We start from the raw sequence: 24,055 nt of genomic DNA, 5'->3' as shown, positions 1-24,055 counted from the left end.
CGGGTTTGGCAAAGCAACTTGCTTTGGTGTATTAAAATGGAGTGAGATTGAGCTTTCTTTAAAGAAATCTCTTAAAGCAATGAAATGCCATTATGAATGAATTGTTTTTAGCATCTCTTTTACAAAATGTAAGAATATTTATAGAAATTACCGCAACATTCGCATATCAGGCATGCTTATATTTTGCAAAATGTGTAATTTAGTCATGCGAAATGAAGTATCTTAATAGTGAGGAAGAACAGGCTCTTTTAATTCGGCTAAAATCCGGAGATCAGGATGCACTCAGCAGGTTATACGATGCATTCAGCGATCAGTTGAATTATTATTTACAGCGGGCAGCAAAATCTCCTTTTCTGGCAGAGGATGTGGTCCATGATACTTTTCTTAAAATCTGGCAAACCCGGGATCAATTAAACCCATCAAAGCCATTTAAACCTTACTTATTTGTTATCGGCAAACGTATCCTTTTCGATATCTTCAGACGAACCAGGCACGAGTCGGAAATAATTTCTGAGATCAAAAAATACTATCTTGAAGCAGATGAATCCACACAGCAACTGCTGGAATATAATGAAAGCAAAGCACTTCTCAATGAGGCTGTGAACCTGCTTACTGCTCAGGTACAAAAAACGTTTATTTATTGCAGAATAAAAGGCCTGAGTTATAAGCAGGCAGCGATGGCGCTAGGTATTACCGAAAGCACTGTAAATAAACACATGAGCAAGGCGCTGCATCAGGTTCGTGAACACATCGTAAAACGTAGCGGGAAATTATTTTTATTTTTTTTATTCTTCATTGGATGTTTTTTTTCTCCCAAACGTACTATCTATAAAAAAAGCACATTTTGGATAAAAACATCGTCAACCTTTTTGAAAAGTACCTGAACAACCGCTGCTCAGATGAAGAACTGGAAACGGTTCTCACATTTATTAAAGCAGGAACATTTCTTGACGAATGGAACCATGTTTTAACACTGGATGCAGCGAGCTTATTGGAAAATGAAAACGACATTCCTATCCGCAGTGAGATTCTGAAACTACAAACCCATCACAGGTTGATTAACTCAATGAATGCTCATGAAAAATCCCAAACCAGAAAAACCTTCAAAATTACCGGGAAATGGATCCCGATAGCAGCCGCCGCAAGTGTTTTAATATTTTTTGGATGGTGGTTTTACACTACAAGCGATAGCTATAGTGATCAGATTACATACCACAATGATATAGCGCCGGGTAAGTCTGGTGCAAGGCTTCGCCTTTCCAGCGGAAAAGTAATCAGTTTAGATGGGTCTAAAACCGGCCTTGTTGTTCGTAATCAGCAGTTGAGCTATAACGATGGAACCGAACTGGAGCCTGCTGGTACCGCTGCAGCAGAAAAAACTTACACGGCATGGACAGATAACGGAAATATGTATATGCTTACTTTATCAGACGGCACCCAAGTATGGTTAAATGCGGGATCTCAGTTAGATTTTCCCGCCAAATTTACCGGACTACGGCGCCAGGTAAGGCTAAAGGGTGAAGCTTTTTTCAAAGTCACCAAAAATAAATCCATGCCTTTTATAGTGGAGAGCAAAGGCCAGCGGGTTGAAGTACTCGGAACAGCATTTAATATCAATAGCTATCCAGATGAACAAGCTACAAAAACCACATTAGTAGAGGGTAGTATTAGCATCAGCAGCGATGATAGCAAATTCACATTGAAGCCGGGTCAGCAAGCTGTGCTAAATCCAACTGGCTCCCTGATTGTTTCCAATGCAGATACTACCCTGGCCGCTGCATGGAAAAATAATAAATTCATATTCGAAAATAATGATATCCAGTCAGTAATGCGCATGATTCAGCGCTGGTACAATGTGGAGGTCATTTACACCACCCCGCCACCGGATGTTACCTTTGGCGGAAAAATTTCCCGCTTTGAAAACGTGTCCGCAGTGCTACGGGTATTAGAAAGAACTGGTGGCGTGCATTTTAAAACAGAAGGAAAAAAGATCTACGTCTTCAAATAAATCAACTTAACCAAAACCAACAAACTATGTATCAGAAACAACTACTTCAATAGCATCCCAAAAAAAGACCTTTAGGTCCAAAAAAAAGGCCAGAAGCAAGAACTTCTGGCCAGTTGGCCTGTCAACAAAATTATCAACTTATTATAGCGTCACCTCAGCCGTGGAAAGTAAAGGTGCCGCTCAAACCAACTAAACAAACTTAATAATAATTGCCTTTCCCCGCAATGGTTATTGTCTCTTGTCGACTTAGAGTAGTTTAGTTTTAAAACTAACGACAAAATGTTTCGAATCCGGATCAAAAATCCTGGTATATGCCCACCTATATACCATAAAATCATGTTCATTATGCGGTTAACCGTTATTTTATTAGTCACCTCTTTTATGCAGCTAAGTGCGGCTGGCTTTGCCCAACAGGTAAATTTATCCGCTTCAAATGCGCCGCTGAAGTCTATATTAGCCACCATCAGCAAGCAAACAGGTTACGATTTCATTTACACAGAGCAATTGCTTAAAACTGCAGGTCCGATAACCATTACTGTAAAGCATGGTGAACTTTCTGATGTGCTGGAAATTATTTTAAAAAACCAGCCACTAAGCTATGTACTGGATTCTAAAACGGTTATCCTGAAAGCCAAAGAAGAATCCATACTCGATCGTATTGTAAAAAAGTTTCAGGAAATTGATGTTACGGGAAAGATCGTGGATGAAAGCGGAAAACCTATACCCGGCGCTACCGTAAAAGTTACAGGAAAATCGAGAGCTGTAATCTCCGGCCTGAATGGAGAATTCACCTTGAAAAACATTCAGGAGACCGACGTGATCCAGATCAGTTATCTGGGATTTGATTTACTTGAAGTAAAAGCAAATGCCCCATTAAACAACATTGTTTTGAAGACTGCAACAAACAAACTTGATGAGGTCCAGATACAAGCATATGGAACAACCTCCAAAAGACTCAGCACGTCCAACATCAGCACCGTAAAAGCTGAAGATCTGGCACGGCAACCAGTTGCTAATCCCCTCCTCGCTTTAATGGGTAGGGTACCGGGCCTGCAAATCAGTCAAAGTAACGGAAGCCCAAATAGCGGCATTACTGTACGTGTACAAGGGCAGAACAGTATTGTTAACGGAAATGATCCTTTTTACGTTGTTGATGGCGTACCTTATCCACCGCAACTGCTGACTACAGGCCTAAACGGCGGGAATCTTGGAAATTCAGGCAGAACACCCGGCAATCCGTTAAGCTTTATTAATCCTGCAGACATCGAAAGTATTGATGTGCTGAAAGATGCAGATGCGACGGCAATCTACGGGTCCCGCGCGGCAAATGGTGCAATATTAATTACAACCAAGCGCGGACAAGCCGGAGAAATGAAGGTTGACCTTTCCCTGCAAAGCGGATTTAGCGAGTTTACCAATGAATTTGATAAACTTAATACCACTCAATATTTAGAAATGCGCAGGGAGGCACTAAAAAACACAAATGCTGTTGTTACCCCGGCAAACGCATATGATATTCTAAACCTTTACGGGTATGACAACAATAGAAACATTGACTGGCAAAATGAGGTGCTGAATAAGAAGAGTCCATTCTCTAATTATCAGCTAACCCTGTCTGGCGGTAATAACAATATTCAATACGTTATTGGTGGCGGGTACATTTATCAGGGATCATTCCTACCGGGTAATTTCGAAAATACGAAAGCATCCGGACATTTCAATATCAGCAGCACATCTAAAAACCGGAAATTCCAGGTTCAGTTCGGCGGGAGCTATATGAATGATTCCAACACCCTTCCCAGTTCTACCAATTTTGTAGCAGCAATTGTTCCGGCTTTATCCCCCAATGCTCCGGCTTTGTATAATGCCGATGGTACCTTAAATTTTGCTGTGGATACTGACGGGCTTTCGTCTTACCTATATGGAAACAATCCACTTGCTTCCTTATCGGCAATCAACATTAACAAAACCAGGAACCTGATTGCCCATGCCGAACTAAGCTACCAGCTTTTCAAAGGACTTCAGCTAAAGGCTAATTTAGGTTACAATGACCTGAATTCAAATGAACTTGTTACTACACCGCTTTCCAGTTATCAGCCTTACGTAAGGCCTTTTGTGAGCCGATCATCCCAGTTCGCAGATAATGCAACCAGAAGCTGGAATGTTGAGCCGCAACTGAATTATCAGATCAATAAAAACTGGGGGAATTTAAATATCCTGCTCGGTGCCAGCGCACAACAAAACGAAAGCCAAGGACAGGTAACAAATGCTTCAGGTTATGTTAGCGACGAACTCATGCAAACGATTATAGGCGCAACTACACTTGAGGGTGCCGGTACAGTTTCGTCGGTTTATAAATACAGCGCACTTTTTGGAAGAATAAATTACAATTACAAAAACAAATACCTGCTAAACTATACCATCAGGCGCGATGGTACAAGCCGTTTTAGCCCTGATTACCGGTTTCATAATTTCCAGGCTATAGGCGCCGGATGGATATTTACAGAAGAAGAACTGCTAAAGCAAAACCTCGCCTGGTTAAGCTTCGGTAAGTTAAATGTAAGCTATGGTACTACAGGAAGCGACCAAATTGACAATAATTTATATTTTGCCACATATGGCGCATCCTCAAGAACCTACCAGGGTCTTCCTGTATTGTCCCTAACCAGAATAGCCACTCCGGATTTGCACTGGGAGGAAACCAGTAAATTCAACATTGGCCTTAAAACCGGCTTCTTTAAAGACAAGGTATTGTTTGAAGTGAACTATGCCAATAACCGCTCAACCGACCAGCTACTCGCTTATCTTGTTCCTTATTATGCCAGTGGATTTGGAACCGTTAGCAGCAACTTTCCCGCAGTAGTTAGAAATACAAGTTGGGAGTTTGCGCTAAACACCACTAATCTCCAAACGAAAAACTTCAGCTGGACCAGTTCAATAAACGTTACGGTGCCAAAGAACACTTTAGTTTCGTTTCCCAACCTGGCCAACTCTTCTTACGCCAGCAGACTTGTTATCGGAGAATCTGTTAACATCAGTCGCCAGTTTCATTTCCTCGGTGTCGATCCTGCCACAGGGCAATATGTTTATTCAGACAGCAAAGGGAATCCAACAATGAATCCGAATGCCACAACAGATTATGTTTCGGTAGATCTGAATCCCAAATTTTACGGAGGATTTCAAAATACACTTACCTACAAAAACTTTTCACTTGACTTTCTTTTCCAATTCATGAATAAAAAAGCCAAGAATGAATACTTCACCACTACGCTAGCCGGTGCAGTTGCTAATAATCAACCTATATTTGTAACCAACCGCTGGCAAAACCCTGGTGATATTGCAGAAAGAATGCTTTACACCACCAATTCAAGTGTTTCCTTTAATAACTCTTATTTATATAATGATGCAGGTTACACCAGTGCATCATATATTAAGCTGCGTAACGCTTCCTTATCATGGAAAGTACCTCAATTGTGGGCAGAAAAAGTTTTCTTACGTAACGCATCGCTTTTTGTTTTGGGTCAGAACCTACTCACCATCAGTAATTATTATGGCAGGGATCCCGAATTCAATTCAAATAACAGTTACCCGGCTTCAAAGACATTTACATTTGGCGCCAGAATAGGATTATAACAGATACAAAGAATTTAAAATACTGAGATGAAATTAAAATATTCCCTTATTATACTCACAGGCCTGATATTTTGCAGCACCGCCTGTAAAAAACTCACCGATGGTGGTTTGCCAAAAAACCTGCTTACTGATGAAATTACTTTTGCCGCAGATGGAACAGCCATCGCAGCTGTAACGAGTATTTATGCCACAATCAGTAACATGAATATTCCTGCAGATCCATTTAAAAGCATTGGACTCCGGGCCGGATTATCGGCGGATGAGTTAAGCTTTTTTACCAACTTCCCTCCCTCTACCTCCGGGTACGATGACTTGTTAAAATATTATCAAAACTCACTTACAGCGGGTAACGCTACGCCCTGGGTTCAATGTTACTCATTCATCTTTAATGCAAATGTAGCCATTAATAGCCTAAACATGGCTGATAAGCTCAGCCCCCGGGTTAAAGTCCAACTCCTTGGTGAAATGAAATTTACCCGTGCTTTTATGTACTTTTACCTGGTTAATTTATACGGTGATGTGCCTCTGGCCTTGTCGGGCGATTTCACGCAAAATCAGCAAACAGGCCGAACGCCTAAAGCCCAGGTTTACCAACAAATCATTCAGGATCTAACTGAAGCACAATCGGTTTTAAGCGAAAGTTACGTAGATGGTACTTTACTGGCTACCACAACTGAACGCGTTCGTCCTAATAAATGGGCCGCAACCGCCTTACTTGCACGTTGCTATCTCTATACCGGAGAATATGAAAAAGCTGAAGCACAGGCTACTTCAGTAATCGCGAATGCTGCCTTGTACCGCCTAACGCCCCTTAACGATGCTTTTTTGAAGAATAGCCAGGAAACCATCTGGTCTATACAGCCTGTCGGAACGCTTACCTTGGCAAATACTGCCGAAGGAAGGGTTTTCAATCTAACCGCATCCGGCCCGAACACCACCACTCCGGTATACCTCAGCAATCAACAGCTGGCTGCATTCACACCAGGCGATCTTCGTGGAACAGTGGGCTATTGGATAGGCGCTGTTACTGCATCAGGAACAACTTATTATTATCCCACCAAGTATAAAATTGGAAGTACGAGCACTGCTACCGCTGAGTATTCGATGATGCTCAGGTTAGCTGAACAATACCTGATCCGTGCGGAAGCAAGGGCTCAGCTCGGGAAGGCCGCTTCTGCAGCAGAAGATCTTAACGCCCTCAGAGCAAGGGCCCGGGCCGCCCAAACTACTGCCATTCCAAACCCCCTTCCGCCTGTTTCCCCCACGCTTGCAAAGGGTGATTTGATGGTTACGGTAATGAAAGAAAGACAGGTTGAACTATTTACGGAATGGGGACACCGATGGCTTGATCTGAAACGAACAGGAACTATAGATGCGGTGATGAGCGCAGTTACTCCGCTTAAAGTAATCACTACGTCTACATCAAACAACTGGAACAGTGCCTTTGCCCTATACCCAATTCCCCAACTCGAAATTGACCGCAGCCCGCTATTAAACGGACAGCAAAATCCAGGTTATTAAACTCACTTATCAATTAAACCCTAATTATGAAATCTTACATCATCTATATATCCATTATTACAGCCCTCTTTTTACAAGGATGTAAAAAGGATGGCCCCACATTTACACCGCTCGCTTCATTGAACGTAGCTGATGCAGTGGTGGCGGGCAAAAATGTTAAACTAAACTCTAATGTGCGTGATAGTGCAACTTTATACGGCTACAAACTTTTCCAGGTACTGGCTGGCGAAACGCAAATAATGCTTTATCCTACCAATAACCCCGGTAAGCCTTACTATCAGCAAACACATGCCACTGTAAATGGCGGGATTTATTCCTTATTTCTGGTAGGGCCGGCTACGTCGCCTGAAGGCATATTTGTTAAAGATGAAATTCCGCCATACAGCCAGGATAGTATTTTAAGGGTTAGGGTTGTAAACTGCTCCTTGAACAGTGAGCCGCTTAATGTAACCTTAGGATCATCAACGGGTGTTAACCTCTTTAATAATATTGCCTACAAATCAGTTACTTCATTTGGCGATATTGACTTAAAGACCCGTCTGGCGGCAGGAGGTAATGTGTTTCAGGTACGAAATGCAGCCGGAACCATCCTCACCAGTTATACCCTTCCTGCTACCGGAACGATAAGTGTGGCTTCCTCCAGATTTAAAAACATAACCCTGGTCGTCAAAGGTTTATTTGGAGTTACCAGCGGCAGTGATGCTTTCGGAATCTATGCCATGGCTAACTATTAAATGGCAGCTTAATTTATCCGGTAATTCAAACCAAAACTTTTATAAAAGGTAAGTAGTAACCTATCAGACTATGAAAATAAAATCACTGCTTTTGCTTTGCCTCGTCCCCGCGCTGGGGTTCTCACAGGCATTTAATTATACTTTGAAGGGAAAAATCGGAAGCTTTTCTACTCCCGCCAAAATGTTGCTCACCTACACGCTACCGGGAAAAAAAATGGTAGTTGATTCTTCCCTATTGAACAATGGTAGTTTTGAATTCAGGGGTGCTGTTGACATGCCTGTAAATGCCACGCTGATAATAAAAAAGAACTCAACGAAAATTCTTTTGAACCAAGTCAGTGAAGAAAATATGCTTCAGCTTTATCTCGAACCAGGAAATATCAAAATAACTGGCGATAGTGTTCTTTCCTCCGCAAAAATTAGCGGAGGGAAAATCAACGATGACTACGCCAGTTACATTAAAGGCATGACGCCAATCACCAATGAAATTAAAAAGGTATTGAAGTCATTCTCCATTGATCGTAAAATATCAGGCGATCAGGCTACCCGTCAGATTGATTCACTCATGTTGCGATATGACCGTTCACATCAAAAATTTATTAGCGGCCACCTTAATTCCATAGTTAGTGTTTATGCGCTGGAATCATATATTGCCAATAATAATAACCTGAGTCAGGCATCAAATCTTTTCGACAAATTAAGCACAAAGGTAAAAGAGAATGACAGAGCTGTAATTTTTAAAAAATCGCTTGATAGCAAACAGATAGCACAAAATAGCGTAAAGCCCACTCACATTGGAGCTGCCGCTCCTGATTTCGAACAGCCTGATGTTTCGGGAAATATGGTTGCACTCCGACAATTTAAAGGAAAATATGTGTTACTTGATTTCTGGGCAAGCTGGTGCAAACCCTGCCGTGCAGAGAATCCAAATCTTGTTGCCGCTTATAAGCGCTTCAAAGATAAAGGCCTCGAAATTTTAAGTGTATCCCTGGATGGATCAGCACAAAAGAAAGCCTGGATCAATGCGATAAAGGCTGATGACCTCTCCTGGACACAAGTTTCAGACCTGAAAGCATGGGAGAACACTGCAGCGCTAATGTATGGTATAAAGGCAATTCCAGAAAACTTTTTGATAGACCCTAAAGGGAAAGTTATTGCAAAAAACCTTCGGGGAGAAGAATTAAATACCGCCTTGAAAAAACTTTTTAATTAATTAAATCAAATTGTTTTGGGTGAATTAGTAAAACGCCTCTGTAATAAAAGGCGCTTTTTTTAATCGAAAATAAAGCTAAAGCTACCCATTTGGGCAACTTTAGCTTTATCTTAACCTGCTTAAGGAACCATCAAAATTCTTCCGAATTTCCCCGACTTCTCCGCTTCACGATGTGCACTTTCCGCGTCAGCAAGCTTAAATACTTTATGAATGGGCACTTCTACTTTACCTTCTGCAACCCACCGAAGGGATTTGTGAAGTAGATCACCTACAAATGGTTCCTGCATTACCGCTCCGAGTAAGCAACCAATCACGGTGAGGCGGTGCGACAGGATGTATAGCGGATCAATAAAGTTTCCTTCCCCCGCCCTTCCTGCAATCAACACTACCTTACCACCATTTTTTACCGCCTTCATGCCATCCACCAGTACTTCCATACCTACTGTATCAATAAAGACGTCTACGCCATGCTCATCAATTTTTTTCACCTGTTCATGGATGGGTGTTTCACCCGAAACAACTGTTTTCCACACACCGAATTCGTCCAAAGACCTGAGCGTGTTTGCGCTTCTTCCGGTAGCAATCACTTCAATTCCATCATTCACAAGTAATTGAACAACTGCATTGCCCACCCCGCCGGTTGCACCGCTTACCAGCACCCGCTGACCAGGTTGTATAGCACTCAAATGAATGGCCAGCGCAGCCGTTCCCACCCCAATGAATGCAGCTATTGCCAGTTGTGGATCCATTCCTTCTGGAATCGCATAAGTGGAAGCGGCATCAACGGCCCTAAGTTCAGCATGCGAACCCGCCCAACTAAAAGTGATCACTTTCTGCCCTACCTGAAAACCACTCACGTCAGCGCCAATCTCAATAATTTCTCCAGATGCAGCATAACCCACAATGTAATTTGAGGTAGGTGGCGCAGAAAGCAAACGGTTAGACAGATCGCCACCTTCAATGCTGATCACTTCCACCTTAATCAGTACCTGATTTGAGCCAGGTTTGGGGTCTGCTACTTCGGTATAGGAGAAAACCTCTGGCCCTCCGTTCTTTGAATATACTGCTGCTTTCATTCGAATTAAATTTTATTTTTCTGAAATGCCTTTAGTACTGCAGCGGTAACCAGTGCGCCGCTTAAGTAATAAGCAATGGTAAGTACTTTCGTTTTATTGCTCCTGGCAACAGTAGTTTCGTCAAGCCCCAATGGCTTCGCAAGTTCTGTTGCACCAACTCCGGCACTAAGTCCGGAGAAGATCGCTTTTAACCAAATGTGTTTTTTGCCACCTGCACCAATCAAACTGTAATAAAATGTATTTGACAGAATATCGCCCGCAAGCGTGGCCAGATAAAGTTGTTTTTCATTTTTAATATGTCCACCCACTGTACCGAGGATGTCATTCAAAGCTTCCTCGCCAAGCAAATCTATCCTAGGCATATCTCTTCCTGTCTTTTTCAAGCCCTCATGCAATAGATTTAAAGCCACTGCTCCGGCCAATCCTGCAAATATCTGATGTAATTTTTTCATATGTTTTTATGATCGCAACGGTGATTCCGCTTAATAGTCAATCACAAAACAGACTTATTTGATGAATGGTTTTCAACTTATTCAGGTATTTATCTGTCCATTACTCCAAACAAGTCTGAGTGACCAAAAACCAGCGAAAAGCCCAGACAAAATTACGACCGTATTTATTTGGATACAGATTACTATATTAGCGATATGACGAACAGAGAAGTGGTCAGGTTGTATCTGACTGAAGAACTAAAAGATTCAACAAGGGGAATGTTTAGCTTAGCGCAAACATCATCCGCTGTAGGAATGGAACCTGGTGATTTAACAGCAGCATTAAAGGAGCTTGTCCTGGATAAGGTTATTACCATATTCGAACAAGAAAACCCCGACGATGTATTTATCGAATTGCAATTATAATGGCTTCGGATGACGAAAGGGAAAACGTTTACCTGGTATATAATAAAATTGCAGGATGGTTTTCTGAAAACAGACCAACTGAGCTGATTGAAAAAGCACACCTTGATGACCTGATCTACCATATACCGGCAGATGGGCATGTCCTGGATTTGGGTTGTGGCACCGGACAACCAATTTTACAATATCTGATCAGCAAGAACTTGAAAGTAACGGGGGTTGATGCCAGCAAGGAAATACTTTCCATCGCCAGAAAGAACTTTCCGGAAAGCGAATTTCTTTTAGAGGATATGCGTCATCTTCATCTGAATCAAAAGTTTGATGCCATCATCGCATGGCATAGCTTTTTCCATTTACCAATCAACGATCAGCCAGCTATGTTTGAGCTTTTCGAAAAGCATTTGAATATTAACGGGATCCTACTTTTTACTTCCGGAACAGAACTTGGAGAAGCCTGGGGAATGAACGGTGGAGAAAATCTGTTTCATGCATCACTGAATACAGAGAATTACAGTCAGCTTTTAAAACAACATCATTTTAAAGTATTAAAACATGTCGTCAATGATCCGGATTGCGGGCATGCAAACGTGTGGATGGCGAGATTTTGCGGTTAAAACAAGAAAACATTTTAGAGTTGCCATGGTTAAGTTAACACATGAGCATCAAATCAAATGACGGGATATTCCGGACAGTTACTTCGATTATCCTTTACACGGCGGGATTAGTGATCCTGCTTTGGTTCCTTTACAAAATACTTAGTGTTGTACTTCTGGGGATTTTCGCCATCGTTCTGGGGGTAATTATCAATGCGCCTGTAAGTCGCCTCGAAAAGAAAGGTATGAAACGGTGGTTAGCTTGCCTTATTATATTCTTTATCATTTTTGGCATTACCCTTCTGCTTGGCTGGATGGTGGTTCCTCATTTAAGTAACCAGCTGGATGTTTTGATTGGAAACCTTCCAAAATATTATTCCAGTGTATCAGGTTACCTGGATTCCGTACTCCGGAAATTTCCTGAACTCAGAAAAGAGATCAATGAGGGAGGTGCCTCCATTTCCTCAGCTATGCCTTCCATTGGCAACACGGTAATGGGGCTCGGTAATTTTTCATTTTCAGTGCTTGGTGGTATTTTCGTCTTCATCGTATTCATTTGTATGGTGGTTTTCTTTGTCGGCAATCCAAAACCTATCGTCGAACTTTACCTAACTGTATTTCCAGTCAAGCAAAGAGAAAAAGCAGAAAAAGCAATGAAACATACCTCAGTAATGCTTGTTGGCTGGATGAAGTCTAACCTGATTGGTGGGGCAATCGAGGCCGTACTGGTTTACGGTTTTTTAACATTAATGAATGTTCCTGGTGCATTGGTGTGGGCTGCACTGGCCTTTTTTTCAGAACTGATTCCCAAAATCGGATTTTATATTATGGCTATTCCTCCCACTCTGGTAGCACTTTCTGTTAGTCCGGCAACGGCATTTTGGTGTCTAATATTTTTTCTGTTACTTAACGAACTTGTTTCTGATTTTCTGATGCCGAAGCTGAGGTCATCCACCATGAACATCCATCCTATGTCCTCATTGTTTCTGCTTTTGGCTATGGGAACCGCATTCGGCCTCACAGGTGCACTGCTTGCCACACCATTGGCGGCAATCATCAAAGCCTATTATGAGGAATTTTATCTCCGACAGTTCCCTGAAGATCCGCAACTTGAAAACCGGACGAAGGAAATTATTTATTCCTAACTCCCAATACACCAGCCGGGTTTAACCCAACCCAACATCCATCTGAAACAAAAAGCCAGGTTATCAGTTATTCATGCTCAAAATCAGGACGCATAAATAAACGCATTTAAAGAATGGAATTTTACAAAAACAAGAAAAAATCAGCACAACTTATCATCATATGCCTGGGCATATTTATTTCCCTGGTCGCCGTATTTTTGTATAGCATTGGTTTATTCACCGGCGACATCAGCACCAAACTGGCTGGAATATCTGCTGTATTGGCACTGATACTGATCATTGTCATCGTCCGCATGCTCCTATCTTTAAACCAGTCAGCCCCACTTCTTACACTAAGTAAAGAAGGAATTACCTCAGCGGTTACCGCAGTGAGCAAGGCGGCAGGCTTGATCTACTGGCAAGATATTCAGGACATCACCATTACGAAATCCGGTTGGGATACGTTAATATTACTCCACGTTGGCAGAGCAACTTACTACATGCCAATCATCGAGAAAAAACTATCGGCGATGGCAGTAACCGGTATCCAGGATTCAACTGATACCCTCCAGATTTTCCTTACCGCATCTGAACTGGATATGGATGCAAAAGAACTATTGCGCATCATTCAGGATTACCGAAGTGAGCATGTTTAAAGTAAACTGTTACAGGATATTTCAATTCCGTACGCCTTCAACCAAATTTTAAAATATCGCCGGAATGCTGATATAACCCATTGCTGGGCGATGCGTGGTTAATAAATGCATATTTCAGTTGATCAACAACTCAAGATGAAAAATATAACATTTTGATTTTCAATTATTTTTAGTATATTTGAGAATAATTAAAATAAAATATAATGCAACAAGGAACAGTAAAATTTTTCAATGAGACAAAAGGTTTTGGATTTATCGTACCAGCTAATGGCGATGCAGAACTTTTTGTACACGTATCTGGTTTACTAGATAACATTCGTGAGAATGACACAGTAAGCTATGATGTAGAAGAGGGCAGAAAAGGCCTGAACGCAATCAATGTTAAGATAGGATAAGATCGTACCCTTCATAAATTGTTAAGAACATCCGCTCAAAAGGCGGATGTTTTTTTTTGCTCATTACACCTGCCATTTCTCAAGGCCGGCATAAGCCCTATCCACCGCCTTCGCTTCTACATTGAGCTCAAAATCCCTTTCAAAGCCTGCATCGAAAACCTTAAAATTAAATAGCCCCTCACCTCTGATTATTCCTGTGATGAACTCCCGGAAAATGCGCTCAAAAAAAGCAAAATCCCTTGCCGGTTTACAAACCAGCAAATAATCGCTTTCCGATTGCACCACCACCTCCTCCAGATCATCCGCCCAACGTGAAAGCAGCATAGCTGGTAGAGTTGAAAACGCCTGGGCATCGATAAACTGTCCAACGGCCTGTAAAAAGTCTCTGTTCAGATCAGATGTGCCCGATGCCTTCCAGCAGCCGCCCTTCATATCCAGCTCGCCCAGGATTTCATCATCCCGCAAAATCATAAACGGTTCACCGTTATTCTCCTGCAAAAGCAGATAAGCACTGAAGCCAAGTGCTGAGGCGCCATCCTCGTGGATATAATGTAATTTGATCATACGCTTAAAGGATTAATGATTCGCCTGAAAGTCAGGTTTAACCTAGGGCGCATAAAGGCTTTGGATTTAGCAATCCTATGGTCCCATTTCTGCTGCAAATCACCCTTCATCAACAACAGCGAACCATGCTCCAGTCGCACGGAATGCTTCACTGCATGATTGGCCTTCAACCGGATATCAAAGCTCCGCACCTGTCCGAAAGATACCGAAGCAATAATCGGATGCGAACCCATTACTGTTTCATTATCGCTGTGCCAGGCTACTGAATCCTGCCCGTCCCGATAATAATTGAGCAACACGCTGTTGAAGGCAATGCCTGCCACGGGTTCCACCAGCCCCTTTAATGACAACAAAGGTTCCGTCCAGTTCAATGGTGCAGACTTACCGAGCGCAGTATAATCCACCTGCGTCTCATCACCGTAAAAAGCAGATAACCTTGGCGTTATCACTTCCTTATCGTAATACTTCACCACTTTTTGTTTCCATGGTGTAGTGGAAATCAGCTCAGCCAGCATGGCATCACTCTCCCTCTCCGGAATAAAGCCCGAGCGATATTCCAGTACATCCAGGGGCAAGCCCACTGTCTGCCCCGCTATCCCAAAAAAGCTCAGTTGTTCCATCCTGGCAAAAAGTAAAAATATTTAATTAAACAAGCTCAGGTCAGGCCCCGAAGGTTTATTATTATCGTCGTCCTTATTCCTGGCATTATTCAGCTTGGCGTCTACCTGCCAGCCTTTTAGGAGGAAATCATCCACCGGATGAAGCACCTTAAGCCGCTCCGATGCAGGTAGTTCCCTATCCAGCCATATCCCACTTTCGCTTTGCGAAAGCAGGCAAGGCATCCGGTCGTGTATTTTCGACATAAAATTATTTGCCGGCTGCATAATCATCGTACAGGAAGGGATCACAATACCCGTTTTAGGATCTTTCCAGCTGTCCCAGAAGCCCGCCAGCAGCATAATACCTTTGTCTACACGCTCAAAAAAATAAGGTTGTTTCACCTTGCTGTTCCGGTCCCACTCATAAAAACCCTCCACCACAAACACACAGTGCCTGCGGCCAATCAGCTGCCGGTAGCTGGGCAGGCTGTGCATGGTCTCTATGCGGCAATACGTGGTGGCAAACTTGGGTACTTCTCTTGATCCTGAAGGGATCAGCCCCCATTTCACGTAATGCAGTTTGCCGGGCCTCGCATCCAGAATCACCGGCATATCTGTTCCCGGCGGACGGTTGGTATCCTTTTCCTTTGCCTCACCGCCCAAAATCACGCCGGCTTTGGCCGCCATCGCCTTACTCTCCCCAATTAATGTTCTTCCACACATCTTCTTTTCCTTTCTTTCCGGCAACACCGGAATCGTTTATCCAAAAACCTTAAAACAAAAATCTATTTTACTTTAATAATATCCGTCCAGCGGGTGGTATAACCCTTCGACAAAAACTCATGCTTCAGGCGCCACTTTTTCTCATATCCTTCCGTCGCCATGCGCAGCGTTCCCCTGCCATAAGCCAGGTTCAGTTTATCGAGCACTTCCGATACCCTGTCCTTCTTTCCACCATCGTGTGCAGAAAAAATATTCAGCTGTAATTCCGATTCTGGTACCAGTCCAGTAGCAATCACCCCCGCCTTACGATACTTCATGCCGTACTTAAAAAGCCGGGCCGATACCGTTACGGCGATTTTCACCAGATCGGAGGTATTATTGCTCGCAATCAGCAGCTTGTGGGTATGCGAGGGAAAATGTTGCGGATGATCTTCCCTGTTCTCATTGGTATATAAAAACACCTGCAGATACAGGCAGCGAAGTCCCTGAGCACGCAGCTTCTCGGCCAGTCTTGTGGCATAAAGCGTCACGGCTTCCGCCAGGATGTCTGGCTGCTCAATATAATTTCTAAACGAGCGGCTCACGGTTACCCCTTTGGTACTTTCGCGTACTGCATCAATCGGTATGGCCGGCCTTCCCCAAAGCTCATTCCACATTCGCTGACCAATAATGGTCATGTGTTGCTTAAACCACATTTCTGGCATGTCACGCAGCTGACCAGCAGTTTCAATTTTCAACTCTTCAAACTTTTTATAATACTGGCGTCCCACGCCCCAAAGGTCGTGCACCGGAAAATCATGGACTGCAGCGGTTATCTTTTCATCCGTATCCAGCACCATTACCCCATTGTTTTTCTTGGCCAGTTTATTGGCCAGCTTGGCCAGTGTTTTAGAAGGTGCAACACCAATCGAAACCGGAATACCCGAGTTCCTGACCACCGATTTCCTGATCCTGGGCACATAAGTTGCTAAATCCGAAACCCCGCCCAGCCATCCAAAAGCTTCATCAATCGAATACACATCCAATCTCGGAAACCATCTGGCCAGGTTATGCATCACCCGCTCACTCATATCCCCATACAATACATAGTTGCTGGAAAACACCTGGATATCGAACTTTTTAATCAGATCGCGAACCAAAAACTCCGGATCACCCATTTTAATACCACAGGCTTTTGCTTCCTCACTCCTGGCAATCACGCAGCCATCATTATTGCTCAGCACCACAATCGGCAAACCATTGAGTTCGGGGCGAAACAAACGCTCGGCAGAAGCATAAAAGTTATTACAGTCACAAAGTGCAAACATCCCTGTACCTCCCCTGCTTTAATCCTGCCGGCAGCATGCCCCGGCAAATCGCCGTTACCACACCCCAGATGGAAATTTCCGACATGTCCTTTTCCAGCGTATCGCCTTTATCATTTCGCAAAGCGGCCTCCCCGCCAATCACCATGTACATCCTGCAGGAAAAACAGCCGGAAATAAAGGCAATTACTACTGCACCGGCACAAACTTTCAATGAACGGTCTACCACCAGGATATCTCCTGCATCAATGCCGAATGAACGCATTGCATCACCCTCCATCTTAAAGTAAAAGGTTGTATGCGGATCAACCACCAGCTTTTCAGCAATATCCAGTCGTCCTTCCAGGTAATCTGCCGCCGGAGACTGAAATCCCGAAATCTTTTGCTCTGCTCTTTTCTCAAACGACCTGATCATACATCCATTGCTTTACCACAACAAATTTATACTAATTATTTTAGCAAATTTAATTTAAAGCTAATTTTATTAGAGAAATAAAACAACCAATAAGAATAATCCAGGTACAGGTGTCTGTTACCAAAACTTTGCCCTGCTTCCTAAAAACGTTTGACCTTTTGATGGTTAGGATTTAGCGGCATAAGATGCAAGCTCAGGAATTCCTCCGGTTCATTTAAGGAAATGCTCAATCGACTCAACCTTGCCAGATTGATCCGGCAAGTAAAAAGATGCTGTATTTTAGTAACAATCAATTGAACGACCTTCTGAATTCCATTGGAGAAATTGTCGTTTTGGACTTAAACAGATTATTGAACGATTGAGGATGCTCAAATCCCAGTGCATATGCAACCTCTCCTACAGAAAGGTTTGTGGTTGAGAGCATCTGTTTGGATTCAATGATCAGTCTTTCATGTATATGCTGCTGCGTACTTTGTCCGGTTAGCGAACGGAGCATATCAGTTAAATAACTCGAAGAAAGATTTAGCTTGTCTGCAAAGTATGAAACAGAGGGTAACCCAAATTTCAAAGCCAAATCATCCTTAAAATAGACATCCAATAAGGTCTCGAATCTCTCAAGCACATTACCCCCTACTGCCTTTCGGGTAATGAATTGTCTTTTATAAAAACGATTGGCATAGTTAAATAGTAATTCAAACTGTGATATGATCACATCGTGGCTGAAATCGTCTATCCTAGCATTCAATTCATTTTCGATAAAACTAAATATAGAAAGGATTGTATTTTTTTCTTCTTCCGAGAGATGTAACGTCTCTTTAATGGAATAGGAGAAGAAACCAAACTGCTTTATCTTTTTAGCAAGCGGGTAGCCTAAAAAGAAGTCGGGGTGTATAAACAATGAAAACTGAGAACAGGCAGAATCTTCAGAACCTTTACCTCCGATAATCTGACCAGGTGCAGCAAATAATAGTCCGCCCTGATCAAAGTCATAGTAATCCTGTCCGTATTCTACTTTGCCACTTAACCTTGGTTTATATGATATCTTGTAAAAACCCAGCACATGGCGATGGTGAAGTTTATCAGGTGGCATAAAACTATGCACTTCGTTTATCATGCTAACCAGCGGATGCCTGGGTTCCGGCAGGTCGAAAAATAGATGTGCTTCTCTAAGTGATTTAAACTTTGTAGGTGCCTGTTCCTCTTTTTTCATAAATTCTTCCATTAAAGATAATAAAACCGGCTATTAAAATAACCGGTTTTATTTAAAATTATCCCTTATTACCCTGTGCTGATTTTGAAACTTCATCCCACAATTCCCATAAGGCAATACGTTCTGCATAAACCCCCTTGATCAATGGAAGATTATGGCTTCCCATATTAAAACGCAACGGTGGGTTTTCAGCATCTACAACTTTAAAAAGCGCTTGTGCCGTTGCATTAGGATCTCCCTGCTCAAAGGACGAAAGGTTTTTAATAAATTCTGTCTTCAGCGCTGTGTACGCCTCAATATTGCCTGCGAACTTTAATGATTCCTGACTACCGAATTCGGTAGCATATGCTCCTGGTTCAATAATGGTGACTTTGATTTTAAACTGCTTTACCTCTTCTGCAAGGCTTTCGTGGATGGCCTCAAATGCCCATTTTGAAGAGCTGTAATATCCCAAAACCGGCAAAGTGAAATGCCCGATGTTACTTGAAGTTCCTAAGATATGGCCAGAACCTTGTGCCCTCAAGATGGGCAACGCCGCCTGAATTACGCTTACCGGACCAATAATGTTGGTTTCATACAAAGCCCGGATTTCATCTGCAGTTGCTTCCTCAATAGTGCCCACTAATGAATAACCTGCGTTGTTTAGCACAATATCAAGTTTTCCAAAATGTATATGAGCTTTTTGAACTGCTTCTTTAACCTGATCCGGTTTTGTTACGTCCAACTCCAGCGGCAATACCTGGTCGCCATACTTTTCGCTGAAATCAGAAATGCTCTCCAGCTTCCTTGCTGTAGCCACTACTTTATCGCCACGTTTTAATGCTGCTTCTGTCCATACACGCCCGAAACCACGGGATGACCCGGTGATAAACCATACTCTATTTTGCTGTTCCATAATATTTATTTATTTCTACACGACAAAATTAGTGAGACCTGCCTCTGCATTTGTAGGCAAAGCGCAGATTTTTGTAGGCTAATAGCGGAACATTTATCCCCTTAAGATTGCAAAATCTTCCCCCCTTTAGATCAAGCTTTCCGATGGACAGATCCGCCATTATAAGCTGAATACCATTTATACTGTCTTTCCGTAAATTACTGCAGGCCGCCAGACAGGCTGCCAAAAGTGTGAGCATCATCAAAACTAATATCTATATTTGATAAAGCTCAACTACAGATGGTCATCGAACACCAGCAATATGATTTATTTGGCAAAACGTTATTAGAAGTTTTGGTATTGAAGCAGCCTTTTGTTCACGAAATGCCTGCAGCAGATAACGCCTGTTTTCATTATATGCTCGACAACGAAATACAATACAAAATAGACGAGAAGCAATTTAAGGTTGGCAACACGGAATCTGTACTGCTAAATTGCCGAACAGTAGGCAATCAAATGAGCAACTCCACGGCTACCAGCCAAAATAAACTGGTTATTGTACATTTCCACCCGGATATTCTAAAGAAAATTTACGACAGGGAATTGCCAAAACTTTTGCAACAGCCAAAAAACAGGGTTTCGAATAAAACCAGCGAAAGGATTAACAACGATTTTTTAATTCACCGGTACATAGAAGGGTTATTGTTTTATTTCGAAAATCCCATGCTGGTAAATGAGGATATTCTGGTGTTGAAATTGAAGGAGATCATCATTTTACTATCTCAGACTAAGAGTGCCGATGCTGTACAAATGATTTTGGCGCAGTTGTTCTCGCCTACCGTTTACTCCTTCAAACAAATTATTGAAGCCAATCTATTTGCCCACATCACGCTCAATGAACTGGCCGATTATTGCAACCTGAGTTTATCATCTTTTAAGCGGGAGTTTGCCAAACACTACAATGATACTCCGGGCAACTATATTAAAAGCAAGCGACTTGAAAAAGCGGCTGAGCTTCTCGTCGTTTCTAATATGCGCATTACAGATATCGCTTTTGAATGTGGATTTAGTGAATTAGCCAATTTCACCAGGAGTTTTAGTGATAAATTTGGCCTTCCACCCAGCAATTACAGGTTGAACCAAATCGCCAAATAATTGAACCAAATCGCAAAAAGCTTTTTTGTTTTCTAACCCATATTTGCATTGTCAATAACGACAAAACAATTAAACATCAAAAAACATGGGATTATCGTCATTAGGAATTTTTCATACCGTTATAGGGGTAACAGCCATTGTTGCGGCAATTGTATCTTACCTTAAATATGGAAAAATCAATCTAGCAGAAACATCGGGCAAAATATATGCCCTTGGCACCGTCATCACCTCCTTAACTGCATTAGGCATTTCCAAACACGGCGGCTTTAATGCCGGTCATGTATTTTCAATATTTATCCTGATTATGGTTGTTGTAGCGTACTTCCTTTTCAGCCGCAAACAATTTAATAAAACGCTTCGATATGTAGAGAACTTCCTGCTATCCTTAAGCTTTTTCCTATCATGGATACCTACCGTTAACGAAACCTTTACCCGTGTGCCACTTGGGCACCCCTTAGCAAAAAGCCCCACCGATCCAATTATTGCTCGAACGCTATTGGTTTTGCTGGTATTGTTTATTGCTGGTTCAGTTCTACAGTTTTTAATGCAAAGAAAATTAAACAGGGCTGTTAAGCCTTAAAAATTGCCCAAACAAGATTTAGCCTCCAAGTTCCTGTTCAAATATTGGGCAGGAATTTTTGCGTAACTATTGAAAGCATTTATGTAATCAGGCTGCGAGTATTCATAAGCTATCTTAACTGTCGAAGAGCATAAAATAGATGCTTACCCTCGATCCTCCTCTTCCCAAACCCAGCCAGTCTGCAACTCCCTCCTCAACTTCAACCCAATTCTCAATTTGGGAACTTTATTTGGATTTATTCTCAATAAACTTAACTTTGCAAAAAATGCCACACGGATCCGACCCCGTGTGGCGTTAGGGCGCTAAGCCCAACAACTTCTAACATCAAATTAAAAGTAAATGCAATTTAAGAAAATCTTACGCTTAGGTGTGTGCTGCACCGCAATATTTGCAGTTCAGGCCAGTTCTGCTCATGATCTGACAGCCATTTATAATACAGCTAGTCTTCCGAAGTACCGCAATGACGAACAAACCGGAGTAGTGAGAGGCCGGATCACCACTGCTGATGGTGGCGTAGCTGCAAATGTAACGGTAGTGTTGAAAGGCACCCGCCTGGGCGCGGTTACCGACGAGGATGGCTTATACCAGATCCGACGTGTACCGGTTGGCGATTATACCCTTGTGGTTTCAGCAGTCGGCCTTTTTCCAAAGGAAAAACAGATCCATGTTTCCTCCCGCAGTACCATTATTGCCGATTTTTCGTTAAAAGAAAATCATTCGGAATTAAACGAGGTACAGGTAAACACCAATAAGAAAAAATATAAAGTAGATAAAGTTTCGCCTTCATTGCGTTTACAATCACCGCTGATCGAAGTACCTCAGAACATCCAGGTGGTAACCGGCAAGGTACTGGCTGATCAGCAGGTTTTTGATATTGTTGATGGCATCACCAGAAATGTGAGCGGTACGTTACGCGTAGGCCACTGGGATGCACAATATGCCAATATTTTTATGCGCGGTACCAGTATTCCTGCCTTCCGCAACGGGATGAACCAAAAAATGCCATGGGGACCATTGGCCGACGATGCGGCAACCATTGACCGCATTGAATTCGTGAAAGGCCCATCTGGCTTTATGATGGCCAACGGCGAGCCCGGCGGTATTTATAATGTGGTTACCAAGAAACCTACCGGTCAAAACAACAGTTCGGTAAGTGTAGCGGCCGGTGGTTATAACCTGGCACGCGCAGCTGTAGACCTCGATGGGAAATTAAGTCGCGATGGCAAGTTATTATTCCGCCTGAATGTGGCCGCACAATCTAAAGACAGTTACAACAAATACAATTACACCGATAAATATATCATCGCGCCAGTAATCAGCTATCAAATCGACAGCAATACCTTAGTCACCGCTGAATATACTACACAACACGTGGAGGCACAGGCACTGGGCACATATGGTTTTTCGCCAAAAGGTTTCGCAGATACCGATCCCAGTTTCTTTCTGGGCGACCCGGCACTGGACCCGGCAAAGCTTTATGACCACAATGCCACCCTTTATTTCAGCCACCGTTTAAACAAAGACTGGAAAATCAATGCGCAGGCAGCCTATCTCCGTTATGGTTTAGATGGCGGTACCCCATGGCCATCCACCATCGCAGCCAATGGCGATATGAAGCGTTACCTCAATATCAGTGAGGAGCTGGCCATTAACAAAAACCTACAGGTAAGCTTGATGGGCGACGTGGCTACGGGCGCTGTTGTGCACCGCATTCTCGGCGGACTAGATATGGGTAACCTGAAAACCTGGGGCGATTTCTCCAGCGTAACCAAACCTGATCTGCAGTTGGCAAATAATGCAACCTTTAATATTTACAATCCGGTGTATGGTATTCCTTTCGGTAATATCCCTGTTTTCGATCGTTCACGCAGTATTCAGAACCGTTCGGGATCAAATGTATATGCCACTAACCTCACTTATACCGGTGCTTACTTACAGGATGAACTCCGCATGCTGGATGGACGTGTGCGTTTAACCTTAGCCGGTCGTTTTACACATGCAGTAACCGTGGGTAAAACCAACCTTACACAAATATCCGATAATGTTTTCAGTCCGAGGGCTGGTTTAAGTGTTACCGTTGCGAAAGATTTCAGTGCCTATACCCTTTACGATCAGAGCTTCCTGCCTGTTGCCGGTCAGGACTATGCCGGAAATCCTTTCAAGCCTATCCGCGGTAATAACATCGAACTGGGTTTAAAGAAAGATTTCTTCGATGGCAGATGGAACGTAACGGCGGCTGCTTTCCGCATCAAAAAGTCTAATGTATTAACTGCCGACCTCGACCCGGCACACCTGGCTTTAAATCCAAATGCACAGATTCAATTGGGCGGCGTCATCTCAAAAGGTATTGAACTGGATGTAAACGGTGAAATTACCCGTGGCCTGAATCTCGTGTTAAACTACGCGTTTACCGATGCCACCATCAGTGAAGATGCTAAACCTGAATTAATAGGCAGGAATACGCCTAACTCTGCCAAGCACATTACCAATGGCTGGTTATCTTACCGCTACCAGAAACAAGGGTCGTTGCTGAACGGTTTTGGATTAAGTGCGGGTTACCAGATCCAACTGGACCGTTACGCCGGATCAACTTCTGTTCCGTTGATGCTGCCTGATTATTACCGTTTCGATGCAGGTGTTTCATATGAGAAAGGTAAAATAACCATCGCAGCGGTAGTAAATAACCTGATGGATCGCCGGTTGCTGACGCAGGGATCCTATACCAAACTAGCCACTGAAACTGCCACATCGGTTTCTTACTATACCTACATCTACGAGGTTCCACGCAATGCGAGATTGAGCCTTACTTACAGGTTTAAATAAG

General features: G+C 42.8%; 23 protein-coding genes. 14 read left to right on the top strand and 9 right to left on the bottom strand.

Features of this window, described 5'->3' with window-relative positions:
- The first annotated feature begins 212 nt into the window (after positions 1-212).
- The 6 genes from AB669_RS19775 (at position 213) to AB669_RS19750 (ending at position 9,109) form a co-directional block, all read left to right on the top strand.
- Positions 213-884, top strand: coding sequence for an RNA polymerase sigma factor (locus AB669_RS19775; protein WP_047801078.1), 672 nt, complete (start codon positions 213-215; stop codon positions 882-884).
- Positions 845-2,008 carry a FecR family protein gene (locus tag AB669_RS19770; RefSeq protein ID WP_053058498.1) on the top strand — a complete coding sequence of 388 codons (1,164 nt, stop codon included), beginning with the start codon at positions 845-847 and terminating at the stop codon, positions 2,006-2,008. The genes AB669_RS19775 and AB669_RS19770 overlap by 40 nt, the downstream gene beginning before the upstream one ends.
- Positions 2,009-2,344: 336 nt before the next feature.
- Positions 2,345-5,641 carry a SusC/RagA family TonB-linked outer membrane protein gene (locus tag AB669_RS19765; protein WP_197082449.1) on the top strand — a complete coding sequence of 1,099 codons (3,297 nt, stop codon included), beginning with the start codon at positions 2,345-2,347 and terminating at the stop codon, positions 5,639-5,641.
- A gap of 27 nt (positions 5,642-5,668) precedes the next feature.
- Complete coding sequence (locus AB669_RS19760; protein WP_053058497.1) at positions 5,669-7,162, top strand: RagB/SusD family nutrient uptake outer membrane protein; 1,494 nt, start codon at positions 5,669-5,671, stop codon at positions 7,160-7,162.
- Positions 7,163-7,188: 26 nt separating this feature from the next.
- The gene (locus tag AB669_RS19755) at positions 7,189-7,896 is read left to right on the top strand and encodes a DUF4397 domain-containing protein (RefSeq protein WP_047801075.1); all 708 of its coding nucleotides are present in this window, start codon (positions 7,189-7,191) and stop codon (positions 7,894-7,896) included.
- 70 nt (positions 7,897-7,966) lie between these two features.
- On the top strand, positions 7,967-9,109 hold the full coding sequence (locus AB669_RS19750; RefSeq protein WP_047801074.1) for a TlpA disulfide reductase family protein: 1,143 nt from the start codon (positions 7,967-7,969) through the stop codon (positions 9,107-9,109).
- A 119-nt stretch (positions 9,110-9,228) separates the two neighbouring features.
- Here the strand turns inward: AB669_RS19750 and AB669_RS19745 are convergent, their stop codons facing one another.
- Together AB669_RS19745 and AB669_RS19740 are read right to left on the bottom strand one after the other, a co-directional pair.
- The gene (locus AB669_RS19745) at positions 9,229-10,185 is read right to left on the bottom strand and encodes a zinc-binding alcohol dehydrogenase family protein (protein ID WP_047801073.1); all 957 of its coding nucleotides are present in this window, start codon (positions 10,183-10,185) and stop codon (positions 9,229-9,231) included.
- Positions 10,186-10,190: 5 nt separating this feature from the next.
- Positions 10,191-10,637, bottom strand: a complete 447-nt coding sequence (locus AB669_RS19740) for a hypothetical protein (protein ID WP_047801072.1) — start codon at positions 10,635-10,637, stop codon at positions 10,191-10,193.
- Between the two features lie 195 nt (positions 10,638-10,832).
- On the opposite strand from AB669_RS19740, the gene AB669_RS19735 reads away from it, so the two are divergent.
- The 5 genes from AB669_RS19735 to AB669_RS19715 all read left to right on the top strand — a co-directional run bounded on the left by AB669_RS19735 (position 10,833) and on the right by AB669_RS19715 (position 13,807).
- Positions 10,833-11,042 carry a hypothetical protein gene (locus tag AB669_RS19735; RefSeq protein WP_047801071.1) on the top strand — a complete coding sequence of 70 codons (210 nt, stop codon included), beginning with the start codon at positions 10,833-10,835 and terminating at the stop codon, positions 11,040-11,042.
- The gene (locus AB669_RS19730; protein WP_047801070.1) at positions 11,042-11,653 is read left to right on the top strand and encodes a class I SAM-dependent methyltransferase; all 612 of its coding nucleotides are present in this window, start codon (positions 11,042-11,044) and stop codon (positions 11,651-11,653) included. Before AB669_RS19735 ends, AB669_RS19730 begins: the two co-directional genes overlap by 1 nt.
- A gap of 41 nt (positions 11,654-11,694) precedes the next feature.
- A complete protein-coding gene (locus AB669_RS19725; protein ID WP_047801069.1) occupies positions 11,695-12,777 on the top strand; it encodes an AI-2E family transporter in 1,083 nt (360 codons plus the stop codon).
- 113 nt (positions 12,778-12,890) lie between these two features.
- Positions 12,891-13,412 (top strand): STM3941 family protein, encoded by a 522-nt coding sequence (locus AB669_RS19720; protein ID WP_047801068.1) that lies wholly within the window; start codon positions 12,891-12,893, stop codon positions 13,410-13,412.
- Positions 13,413-13,615: 203 nt separating this feature from the next.
- Positions 13,616-13,807: a cold-shock protein gene (locus tag AB669_RS19715; RefSeq protein ID WP_047801067.1), complete on the top strand. Its 192-nt coding sequence runs from the start codon at positions 13,616-13,618 to the stop codon at positions 13,805-13,807.
- 63 nt (positions 13,808-13,870) lie between these two features.
- On the opposite strand, the gene AB669_RS19710 is transcribed toward AB669_RS19715, so the two are convergent.
- The 7 genes from AB669_RS19710 to AB669_RS19680 form a co-directional block, all read right to left on the bottom strand.
- Complete coding sequence (locus AB669_RS19710; RefSeq protein ID WP_047801066.1) at positions 13,871-14,371, bottom strand: hypothetical protein; 501 nt, start codon at positions 14,369-14,371, stop codon at positions 13,871-13,873.
- Positions 14,368-14,991 (bottom strand): alpha-ketoglutarate-dependent dioxygenase AlkB, encoded by a 624-nt coding sequence (locus tag AB669_RS19705; RefSeq protein ID WP_047801065.1) that lies wholly within the window; start codon positions 14,989-14,991, stop codon positions 14,368-14,370. Before AB669_RS19705 ends, AB669_RS19710 begins: the two co-directional genes overlap by 4 nt.
- Before the next feature lie 21 nt (positions 14,992-15,012).
- The gene (locus AB669_RS19700) at positions 15,013-15,717 is read right to left on the bottom strand and encodes an SOS response-associated peptidase (RefSeq protein WP_197082448.1); all 705 of its coding nucleotides are present in this window, start codon (positions 15,715-15,717) and stop codon (positions 15,013-15,015) included.
- A gap of 38 nt (positions 15,718-15,755) precedes the next feature.
- Entirely contained in the window at positions 15,756-17,000 is a 1,245-nt protein-coding gene (locus tag AB669_RS19695; RefSeq protein ID WP_047801064.1) for a Y-family DNA polymerase, read from the bottom strand.
- Entirely contained in the window at positions 16,984-17,412 is a 429-nt protein-coding gene (locus tag AB669_RS19690; RefSeq protein ID WP_047801063.1) for a LexA family transcriptional regulator, read from the bottom strand. Before AB669_RS19690 ends, AB669_RS19695 begins: the two co-directional genes overlap by 17 nt.
- A 289-nt stretch (positions 17,413-17,701) precedes the next feature.
- Positions 17,702-18,622, bottom strand: a complete 921-nt coding sequence (locus AB669_RS19685) for an AraC family transcriptional regulator (RefSeq protein WP_047801119.1) — start codon at positions 18,620-18,622, stop codon at positions 17,702-17,704.
- 58 nt (positions 18,623-18,680) lie between these two features.
- The gene (locus tag AB669_RS19680) at positions 18,681-19,517 is read right to left on the bottom strand and encodes an SDR family NAD(P)-dependent oxidoreductase (protein WP_047801062.1); all 837 of its coding nucleotides are present in this window, start codon (positions 19,515-19,517) and stop codon (positions 18,681-18,683) included.
- 279 nt (positions 19,518-19,796) lie between these two features.
- On the opposite strand from AB669_RS19680, the gene AB669_RS19670 reads away from it, so the two are divergent.
- The 3 genes from AB669_RS19670 to AB669_RS19660 all read left to right on the top strand — a co-directional run bounded on the left by AB669_RS19670 (position 19,797) and on the right by AB669_RS19660 (position 24,054).
- A complete protein-coding gene (locus tag AB669_RS19670; RefSeq protein ID WP_047801060.1) occupies positions 19,797-20,651 on the top strand; it encodes an AraC family transcriptional regulator in 855 nt (284 codons plus the stop codon).
- 85 nt (positions 20,652-20,736) lie between these two features.
- On the top strand, positions 20,737-21,231 hold the full coding sequence (locus AB669_RS19665; protein WP_047801059.1) for a hypothetical protein: 495 nt from the start codon (positions 20,737-20,739) through the stop codon (positions 21,229-21,231).
- Between the two features lie 339 nt (positions 21,232-21,570).
- The gene (locus tag AB669_RS19660) at positions 21,571-24,054 is read left to right on the top strand and encodes a TonB-dependent receptor (RefSeq protein ID WP_053058495.1); all 2,484 of its coding nucleotides are present in this window, start codon (positions 21,571-21,573) and stop codon (positions 24,052-24,054) included.
- Position 24,055 lies beyond the last annotated feature (1 nt).

Origin of the sequence: Pedobacter sp. BMA (genome assembly GCF_001027745.1) — a bacterium.
Lineage (GTDB): Bacteria > Bacteroidota > Bacteroidia > Sphingobacteriales > Sphingobacteriaceae > Pedobacter.
Note: the sequence above shows the minus strand (reverse complement) of the source record. Positions and strands in the feature narration are given on the sequence as shown.